Source organism: Ligilactobacillus acidipiscis DSM 15836 (genome assembly GCF_001435755.1).
GTDB classification, from domain to species: Bacteria; Bacillota; Bacilli; order Lactobacillales; family Lactobacillaceae; genus Ligilactobacillus; species Ligilactobacillus acidipiscis.
The window spans coordinates 1-9,000 of record NZ_AZFI01000085.1 but is presented as its reverse complement, the minus strand read 5'-3'; the positions used below and the strand labels follow the sequence as shown (position 1 = coordinate 9,000).

General features: G+C 41.5%; 8 protein-coding genes and 2 pseudogenes. 3 read left to right on the top strand and 7 right to left on the bottom strand.

Annotated elements, in window-relative coordinates; translation table 11 throughout:
- A pseudogene (locus FC65_RS12050) lies at positions 1-486 on the top strand (MobQ family relaxase); the annotation flags it as partial.
- Between the two features lie 38 nt (positions 487-524).
- Here the strand turns inward: FC65_RS12050 and FC65_RS11560 are convergent.
- Positions 525-957: pseudogene (locus tag FC65_RS11560) on the bottom strand (DNA-binding domain-containing protein); the annotation flags it as partial.
- Positions 958-1,087: 130 nt separating this feature from the next.
- Here FC65_RS11560 and FC65_RS11555 point away from each other — a divergent pair.
- Positions 1,088-1,875 (top strand): IS5 family transposase gene (locus tag FC65_RS11555; RefSeq protein ID WP_156408591.1). Its coding sequence is split into 2 segments (ribosomal slippage): positions 1,088-1,346 and positions 1,346-1,875, totalling 789 coding nucleotides; the frame shifts between segments, so codons are not numbered across the junction.
- Here the strand turns inward: FC65_RS11555 and FC65_RS11840 are convergent.
- On the bottom strand, positions 1,872-2,021 hold the full coding sequence (locus FC65_RS11840; protein ID WP_235803094.1) for a hypothetical protein: 150 nt from the start codon (positions 2,019-2,021) through the stop codon (positions 1,872-1,874). The two genes, FC65_RS11555 and FC65_RS11840, sit on opposite strands and share 4 nt — an antisense overlap.
- Before the next feature lie 354 nt (positions 2,022-2,375).
- On the opposite strand from FC65_RS11840, the gene FC65_RS12430 reads away from it, so the two are divergent.
- Positions 2,376-2,534, top strand: a complete 159-nt coding sequence (locus FC65_RS12430) for a hypothetical protein (protein WP_156408590.1) — start codon at positions 2,376-2,378, stop codon at positions 2,532-2,534.
- A gap of 227 nt (positions 2,535-2,761) precedes the next feature.
- Here the strand turns inward: FC65_RS12430 and FC65_RS06735 are convergent, their stop codons facing one another.
- From FC65_RS06735 to FC65_RS12225, 5 genes are all read right to left on the bottom strand, one after another.
- Positions 2,762-3,310 carry a ferritin-like domain-containing protein gene (locus tag FC65_RS06735; protein WP_003582473.1) on the bottom strand — a complete coding sequence of 183 codons (549 nt, stop codon included), beginning with the start codon at positions 3,308-3,310 and terminating at the stop codon, positions 2,762-2,764.
- Positions 3,311-3,319: 9 nt separating this feature from the next.
- Complete coding sequence (locus tag FC65_RS06730; RefSeq protein WP_056972033.1) at positions 3,320-3,541, bottom strand: heavy-metal-associated domain-containing protein; 222 nt, start codon at positions 3,539-3,541, stop codon at positions 3,320-3,322.
- Positions 3,542-3,561: 20 nt separating this feature from the next.
- Positions 3,562-5,481 carry a heavy metal translocating P-type ATPase gene (locus FC65_RS06725; RefSeq protein ID WP_056972032.1) on the bottom strand — a complete coding sequence of 640 codons (1,920 nt, stop codon included), beginning with the start codon at positions 5,479-5,481 and terminating at the stop codon, positions 3,562-3,564.
- A gap of 197 nt (positions 5,482-5,678) precedes the next feature.
- Positions 5,679-6,248, bottom strand: a complete 570-nt coding sequence (locus tag FC65_RS06720) for a hypothetical protein (protein WP_235803093.1) — start codon at positions 6,246-6,248, stop codon at positions 5,679-5,681.
- A 41-nt stretch (positions 6,249-6,289) separates the two neighbouring features.
- Positions 6,290-7,588, bottom strand: coding sequence for a phage tail tip lysozyme (locus FC65_RS12225; RefSeq protein WP_202813872.1), 1,299 nt, complete (start codon positions 7,586-7,588; stop codon positions 6,290-6,292).
- Positions 7,589-9,000: the final 1,412 nt, after the last annotated feature.

Genomic DNA, 9,000 nt, shown 5'->3' with positions numbered 1-9,000 from the left:
AAGCGTGATTTAGACCAGTTGAAAAACAATCCGGCAGTACAATTCACGACCCAGGAACATGCCCAGGGACTTGCTTATCTAAGCGGACAGGTTAAATCTGATGAGATTCAAAACGCTAATTTGTTACGTGTATTGAAGAATAGGGGGACACAACAGTTATTCATTGGGGAAGCAGGGCAAGATAAAAAGATTTCTGCTAGACAAGTTGAACAGGCTAAAAAAGGAATACAACAGCATAACCAAAGAAATGATAATTTTCGTAAAGAAAATATGCCTGATTATCGAGCCGTCAACTATAACGAAAGCACACCGGCAAGATATTTGAACAAATTATTGTCAGATACCTTAATGAGCTTACTTTACGAGAATAGACAAGACCACGAACTTAACAGACAAAAGAAAGCACAAAAAGAATTAGAATACGAACTGGATAAAAAGAAGCGTCAACATCAGAAGCACAGTCACATAATAAGACTTAAATTTTGAAATGCTTAATCGCAGATAGGTTTGGACCCCGTCAATCCTCAGATTTCGTGGGTCAGTCCGTCGAAGAAGTGTTGTAAGGAGACCTTGCCGCCAGATTCGCGCTTACCTTGGTGGTAGGCCATCTCGGCCCGCACGTTTTTATATTCGTAGAGGGCGTTGGCGTATTCGACCAGGATTTCGTCGCCCATGTTATCGATGTACAGACTTGCCAGGTTGGTCAGCCCAGCTTTAACTGCGCGCCGAATCCGCTGGAAGAGAATCTTCTTTTCGTGGTCGTCGATGGCGTATTCCTGGTTGAAATCGATGGCTTTAAAACTCAGGTTCTTGTCGATCATCAACTGACAGACAGAGAGAATGTCGGACGACCCAGACTCGGAGGTGATCCCCAGGTAGCGGAGGATGGCGAATGAGTTGGGTTCAGCTAACTCGTCGGTGTTGATGCCCCGGTCGACTACGTTACGCAAGGCCTCGNGAATTTTTAGTTTTCAGACAGTCCCTAGTTAATTGATTAATAATTTTTAAATCTGGCCGTTGGTCTCTTAGAAGCTGTCCAAGATCTATGATTTTTGATATACTTCTATGTAAAAAGCGAGTTTAAGCTATGAAAAATTATCCCAGCAATATTACTCGGCAACAATTTGAATTAATTCGACCAGCTTTAGAAAATTTTCGTAAGCGAACTAAGCCTCCAAAATATGACCTCTACGAGGTCTTCTGTGCGGTCCTATATGTCTTGAAAACCGGTTGCCAATGGCGTCAAGTCCCCGGTGATTTCCCAGAATGGCGGTCAGTTTACAACTATTACAAAATTTGGTCAACTAAAGCTGAGCTTACGGCTGATTCTTTATTGGAACAAGTTTTAAAAAAATTGTCATTGCTCGGCGAACTTACCAAGGACGTTCAGCTTTAACTTCCTTTATTATCGTTGACGCTCAGAGCGTCAAAAACACCGCTACTGCTGAAAACAAAGGTTACGACGCTGGTAAGAAAATCTCGGGGATTAAGCGCCATCTGGCAGTTGATATCAATGGCTTTCCGCAGGCCATTCACATGACGCGAGCAAACGTCTCTGATCGAGACGGGGCCAGTGCAATGATCGCTTTACATGCCATGCATTTACGCCAGGTTCAAAATGCCTTAGTTGATGGTGGTTATTCAGGCGTTAATTTTCAGCTCGATGTAGCCAGTAATTTAAACGCAACCGTGCAGGTTGCGAAGCGCAATGAGTTGCATCGATTCGAAGTCATGCCCCAACGTTGGGTAGTCGAACGATCTTTTAGTTGGCTAGAGAATTGTCGGCGACTTTGGAAAAATTGTGAGCGTCAATTAACCACCAGTCTGCAAATAGTCGTTTTAGCGTTTTTAGCACTATTACTTAAGAGATTTTAGACAGCTTCTAAAATCTCATCACGAATATGACCGGCCCCCTTCGGGGTGTTTGTTACTTCACCTTGGAAACACACTTGCTTATTTGAATCCATTCCACAATAATCAAGCTTCAATTTTGAAACATCAATACCAACATTCAAGTTCATTGATTCAGACCTCCTTTCCGTTCTTATTTTGGATAAGCTTGGGTGCTGTGTGATACTCCCTAATTATGAATCTTCAGAACATCCTCGCAATTTATGAGTAGACAAGTCATCCAATGACTAGCTGCTTGATAGAACGCGAGCTATCAAAATCATCAGCTAACACTACAGCTTGTGGTTTGAACTTAAACAATTCATCTGGGCGGCATTCTTAAAATGTAGATAAACTACAGGAGGCGAAAGCCTATACCAGTTGGATCCGAATCCAATGAACAATTAGAGAATATCACACAGCATCCAAACAGCGAAGCTGGTCAATACTTGAATACATTTTTAATAATACGAGGAGTGGTAAAAATGAGAACTCGGCGGATAATTCTGACTAGTGCGATCATCATCTGCGTCCTGTTAATATTTGTCTCAATCAATGTTGCACTCATCGGCTTGACCCTGGTATTGTCGTGGATAAGCTATCAGCTGCTGATCAAAAAAAGACTATACGCTGCTGCAGACTAGCATATTTCAAAAAGTCTCACTTAGGATGCCTGATTTTGACAAATTAAGTCAGGAACAAATTTCAACCTATCAGCGGACAGCTTATCGGGTTGGCTGGTGGATCCTGGCAAGTACGATTGCCTGTGTTATTGTGCTGATTTGTTTGAATCTTTGAATTCGAAAAAATGATATTAAAAAAGTTCCGAAGCAAAATTGCTTCGGAACTTTTTTCGTGTATCTATTGAGGATTAATCTTCGTCGTCTTCCTCATCCAAGCCTTCTCGTGGTGTCTTACCAAGCAAGGCCTGCAGAGTAGCGATGTTGTGGTTGTTATCTTGCAGCAGGCCAACCAAATGTTGTGCCAAGACTGGACGGTCTTCTTTTTCAGCAAGCTTAATTGCCCGGGTGACAAACATGTTCTCAGTGTCATAGTCGTGGACGAAGTCGTTGACCAGCCACTCTACAGATTCATATTTGTTCTGGCCATTTTCTTCCAGCATGGTGTACTCTGTGAATTCCTTTTGGGTACTTGGCGTAATTAAGGCCTCATCGATTAAGACCGTGCCCAAGGCATCCTTTTGGTCGTACGCCTGCTTAAGTAAGTCGCCGAATAGGACTTTCAGCTGTTGGGCCGACATTCCCTTCACATACCATTTTGCCATCTGGAGTTTGTTGGATAAAACTTCCAAATTGGCAACGATGTGGCCGGTCATCGCACCAGCCGTTGGGGTATGGTGGTCGATATCTGCTTGCTTAACTTCTGCTTCAAATAATTTTTCGGGGGTTGCTGTTGTCATATTCTTCACCTATTTCACTTTCATTGATTGAACTTCATAGCCTAAATCAGTTACCGTGTCTGACAATTTGTCTGCGGAAATTTTATCGCCGTCAAAATCAGTTTTGACTTTGGCTGCATTGAACAAGACTTTGACGTTTTCCACACCATCCTGCTTTTCAAGTGCGCCCTCGATCTTTTGCATGCATGACGGGCATGACAGCGCGTCTAATTGTAAAATTGCTTTACTCATATTGATAACCTCCATCTCATTTACTGTTTTAATGATACATCCCATTCGCCAACCGATAATTGATCTGGATCAAGTTTGGCAGCTTTTGGCTGATAATTAATTAATCGCATTGCGTTGAAGATGACAACCAGGATACTGGCTTCATGGACAAACATTCCGCTGGCCATGTAAATAAATCCGAGAATCAAGCCAATCAGGAGGGCGACAACCGTCGCAATGGCGATGAAAATGTTCTCCTTGGTGTTGATGACCGTTTTTTTGGAAAGTCCATATGCATGGATCAATTCATTGAATCCTGATGACATCAAGACGACATCAGAGGTTTCAACCGCCACGTCGGTTCCACTTCCCATGGCAATCCCGATGTTAGCCGTCACTAATGACGGACTGTCGTTGATGCCGTCGCCGACAAAGGCAACCTTGTGGCCTTCCTGCTGGAATTGTTTAACGTATTCGACTTTTTGTTCCGGCAAAAGTTCTGCGTGGACTTCGTCAATGCCGATTTGTTCTGCAACGGCATTGGCTGTCTGCAGGTTATCACCGGTCAGCATAACCGTCTTCTTGATGCCGAGTGACTTGAGTGTCGCCAGGCTTTGCTTAACGCCTTGACGAATCACATCCGAGATACCAAGAATGGCTTGAATTTGCCCGTCGAAGGCAACGATAACTGTTGAACTGCCTTCGCCTTGGATGTTTTCCAAGTCTTGACGTTGTTCAGACGTCAAATCAACATTTTCATCGTTCATCATTCTCAAATTACCAATTAAAACATTTTTACCGTTGGCAGTTGCCTTAACGCCACGGCCTTTGACTGTGTCAGCATCGGCAACTTGAACGTCCTCAAACGGAATATGATGATCACCTGAGAATTTAACAACTGCTTGTGCCAATGGATGATCCGACTGCTTTTCAACGGCTGTGGCAATTTGCAAGGCCAACTGGTCTCTTGAGTAATCTTTGAACTGAGTAACCGCCGTTTTCCCTTCAGTCAGGGTCCCGGTCTTATCGAATACCAACGTGTCGACATTGGCAAAGGTGTTCATCACTTCACCGCCCTTGATCAAGACACCGTTTTTCGCACCATTACCGATTCCAGCCACGTTTGAAACCGGGGCGCCGATGACCAAGGCCCCAGGGCATCCCAAGACCAAAACGGTAATCGCTAATCGGAAATCTTTGGTAACCAAGCCCACAATCAATGCAATGATCAAAACTGCCGGAGTGTAATAAGTCGCAAATTTGTCAATAAACTTTTCTGCTGGCGACTTGGTGTCTTGAGCATCCTCAACCAGTTCAACAATTTTGCCAAACGTGGTGTCGTCGCCAACCTTGGTTGCCCGAACTTTAAGTGTTCCGTTGTCTAAGATGGTGCCAGAGAATACCTGATTGCCAGTGCCCTTAGTGACTAGTTTTGATTCACCAGTAATACTGGCTTCGTTGATGTGACCGGATCCATCCACAATTTCCCCGTCAACCGGAATCTGACCGCCGGCTTTGACCAAGACGACGTCGTCAACGTCGACAAAGTCAACATCCGTCTCCTCAGTGTTGCCGTCATCATCTACAATCATTGCGGTAGTCGGTGCCATTTCCGTCAAACCTTTAATTGAGTGGCGGGTTTTGGCCAACGTTTTGTCTTCCAAAAACGTCCCAAATAAGAACAAGAAAGTGACGATTGCTGATTCATTGTACTCGCCAATGATGAAAGCGCCAATCACAGCAATGCTGACAAGTAATTCGATGCTGATCGTTTTAAACCGGAGTGCTGAAACCGCCCGAAGAACGATCGGCACAGCTGAGATAATTGAAGCGGCGATAAATGAAACCGTGTAGATCATATCGCTGTCAACAACTTTCCCCAAGAGACCTACGCCAATTAATATTGCCGTTATCAATGTAATTTGATTTGTGTGTTGATTAATATATCTTTGAAATTTCATAATCCCCGCTCCATTTCTTAATTGATGTCTTTAGTATATGGTGGTTCGACCGATAAAGAATTGACGTGGATCAAGTTTGAAATTTTTGTTTGGGTAATTAATGGCGAATATTTTGGATGTAAGCTGGGAGTGGTACAAAAAAAGCCCTTATTCTATAGAAAGAGTAGAGGCTTTTTAAATAATCTTAAAATCTAAGTTTAACCATGGAAATTGCCATTATACTGGTTGACAGTAACATAAGGATAGTTATTGGTATTTATTTCATTAACCCATACTTCCCAAAGACCATTACCATAATATTTATAGTATTTTGGGGTTACCTTGTAACCATTGTAAAGGTTACGTTCAAACGTAGCTACCCAAGCTCCCTGTGGACGTGTAGTAATTGAACCAACGGCTGGTTCGCTAGAACTGCTTGATTGTGTGTGTGTAGAAGAGCTTGTGGGTTGGCTGCTAGAGTTAGCGGTTTGCGCTTGGCTACTATTAGAACTAGTAGCGGTGGAAGAATTGGAATTGGTTGAACTAGAGCTACTTTGACTGCTAGCGGAATTACTGTTACTTGAACTAGAAGAACTTTGACTACTTTTTTTAGAAGTAGATTCTTTACTAGTCTTTTTTTTGCTACTTGACTGTTCAACTTTAGCAGAGCTACTAGAATTATTTGTGCTTTGATGATTATTAACTGCCTTGATGATAAAAAATGCAGCAAGAATAATAACAATTAACCCCCCAAGGCTATATAGCCAGATTAACTTTTTCTTATTCATAACTGTCCCTCCTTTTATCATCTATCCTAACATTATAGAAATTAGACCGTTATAATTTGACCTGCATAAATTTTATTTGGGTCAGAAATATTGTTCCAAGAGGTTAGCTGAGCAACGGTAACGCCGTATTTGGTAGCAATACTACTTAAAGTATCCCCTGATTGAATTGTGTAACTTTGAGAACCACCACCACTATAACCTGAAGTGTAGACTGAAAGTACTTGTCCAATATAGATTTTATTAGGGTCGGATATACCATTCCACGAACTTAATTGTGATACTGAAACACCGAAACGAGCGGCAATGCCACTTAGAGTGTCGCCAGACTGAACGGTGTAAGAAACTTTAGCTCCACCACCACCATTAGAGTTATAAATCAAAAGGGTTTGACCTGCGTAAATTTCATTTGCATTTGAAATATTATTCCATGTTTGCAAGTTTGATACTGAGACACCAAAATTTTGCGCAATGCCACTTAGTGTGTCTCCTGATTTAACAGTGTAAACGACAGTCCCACTACCACCGCCATTACTATATAAAACTAATTTTTGTCCAACATAAATTTTGTTCGGGTCAGAAATGTTATTCCACGAAGTTAATTGTGAAACAGAAACGCCGTATTTAGCAGCAATACCGCTTAAAGTGTCACCAGACTGAACGGTGTAACTTTTTTGTTGGGTTTGTTCTCCATTATTACCAGCCTTTAGAATTAAAGTTTGCCCAACGTAAATTTTATTTGGGTCAGAAATATTATTCCACGAAGTTAGTTGAGCAACTGTAACTCCATACTTTAAAGCAATACCGCTTAAAGTGTCACCAGACTGAACAGTATATGTGTTTTGGGTCACTGGTTTTGAGGGTTCTGTAGGTGTTACAGGTGTGGGTGTAGTATTTCCAGAAAGGAGACTGTACCAATACTCGGCTTGAGTTCCGCGTTGAGGTTGGTCTGGATTTAAAGGCCTTTCATAGTTAGCAAGAAATACTAAACCTAGAGTATTTGCCGATTCTGTGCTTTTTATGAATTGTTGAGCAGTCATAGTGTATGACATTGAGGGAGCAAACTGAATTCCATTATTCATTTCATAATTAATACGGGCACATTGAGCACCAATGTCGTGATAATCAAGACCTTGACTATTGCACCAGTCAATCAATTTACTAGAAGGTGTCCATTGAACAAGACCGTACCCGGGACCGACACCACTTTCCCAAATATCAGCAACTATACCAGATTCAGATTGAATGTTACCTAACATGCCACATACAGCTTGGGGTGTCCATCCTTTATTAACGAAGTAAGAATAAATATAACGAGCATTAGTTTCTTGTTGAGTTGCCATAAAAAGGCTTCCTTTCGTTTGTACATTTTATAGTTTCTTCCGGAAGAACAACTTTGTTATAGCACCATTTCTTTACAAAATCAAACGTATGTTTGCTTAATTTAAAGAGGCTTTTTGCGATAGCTAGAACTTTTTTATTAGGTGTTGAGAGGCGAGTTCTAAGCGTTTTTCAAAATATTAAGTGGATAGTTAACTGTTATATTGGTTGCTGTGTCGGCATTTAAACTTGTTTTTTTGATTTATGTAGGGTATTCTTAAAGAGATGAAAATTGAATACATATAAGAAAGGTATTAGTGTTTTTGGGCAAACTAAAAACGCTAGCTCGAAATTCGACTGGTAATCGAATGACGAGAGCCTTAATTGATGAATACACCATCAATTAAAACTATAGCTCTAGCGCTAAGTTATCTTTATTATACAAGCTAAGAAGCTTGTCCGCAAGATAAGCGGCAGTAATAGAATAACTGAAAAAGGCTAGGAGTTCAAGATTTAATGATGAAATTAGACCCGTCAATTAAGGCAAATGCCTTGGTTGACGGTTTTTTAATGCAAAAAAAGTCAATCTGCAGGGGGTAACTGTAATGGAAATTACTTAAAAAGCGGAAGTTACACCGCTTAAACAAATAGTAAACGTGGGTTACGTGTTTCGTTATTGCAGGTAACCTAAGGTCAACGGGTAAATGTTGCAAGCCTGTACTGATAAAAGATCAGAAGTCTAAACTACGCACGAAGAGGAGTAGAGTGTAGCAGGATAAAGAGCAATGGTAGTGCATGCACTTATTATGGCTGAACTTCGCCGAAAGATACGACTGGAGTTGTCACTAACAGGAAGATTGACGTAACAAGTAGTGTTGTGCGTGAGTGAATCAAGAAAGTTAGTTAGTTACTCGTAAGCGGTCGATTGGACTAAAGTGAACCTTGATAGGGAGCTTAGCAAACAGAGAGCCGAAAGGTCAACACGCGGGGCAAGGTAGGAGCGTGGAAAAAGCTAAGTGGGTAACTGAAATGTTATCCAAGTTAATAACGTGCTAAAACGATCGGGCTATACTGCGACGTTGATAATCGTCACAAGTTTTGGTAAAAGACTTTCTATACATTCAGATAGGGAAAGTCTGCCTTCCTCCTGAACTACCAACTCAATTGATAGCTCATCAAAACATAAAAGACAAGTGAGATTACATATTTTTGTTAAATAGCAACCCAAATCCAAACTTGATCAAAGTTTAAAACGTTAGCTAGTTTTTAAAGGGCATGCTATAACATAAACAGAAAAAGGAAGTCCCGCCGAAAACAGGACTTCCCGTGCAAGCCGCTTCAAAGGCGGTGGCCTAGATTACAAAACTACATTGTCGCCCTGTAACCGACCAAAGTTACGCAGGGCGGCTTTTTTATTTGTGGTGCTTGTCGATAT

Bases quoted from the DNA above. Each gene is read 5' to 3' on its own strand.
- FC65_RS11840 (WP_235803094.1), bottom strand. From the start codon at position 2,021: ATGAACTTGAATGTTGGTATTGATGTTTCAAAATTGAAGCTTGATTAT.
- FC65_RS12430 (WP_156408590.1), top strand. From the start codon at position 2,376: ATGAGAACTCGGCGGATAATTCTGACTAGTGCGATCATCATCTGCGTC.
- FC65_RS06735 (WP_003582473.1), bottom strand. From the start codon at position 3,310: ATGACAACAGCAACCCCCGAAAAATTATTTGAAGCAGAAGTTAAGCAA.
- FC65_RS06730 (WP_056972033.1), bottom strand. From the start codon at position 3,541: ATGAGTAAAGCAATTTTACAATTAGACGCGCTGTCATGCCCGTCATGC.
- FC65_RS06725 (WP_056972032.1), bottom strand. From the start codon at position 5,481: ATGAAATTTCAAAGATATATTAATCAACACACAAATCAAATTACATTG.
- FC65_RS06720 (WP_235803093.1), bottom strand. From the start codon at position 6,248: ATGAATAAGAAAAAGTTAATCTGGCTATATAGCCTTGGGGGGTTAATT.
- FC65_RS12225 (WP_202813872.1), bottom strand. From the start codon at position 7,588: ATGGCAACTCAACAAGAAACTAATGCTCGTTATATTTATTCTTACTTC.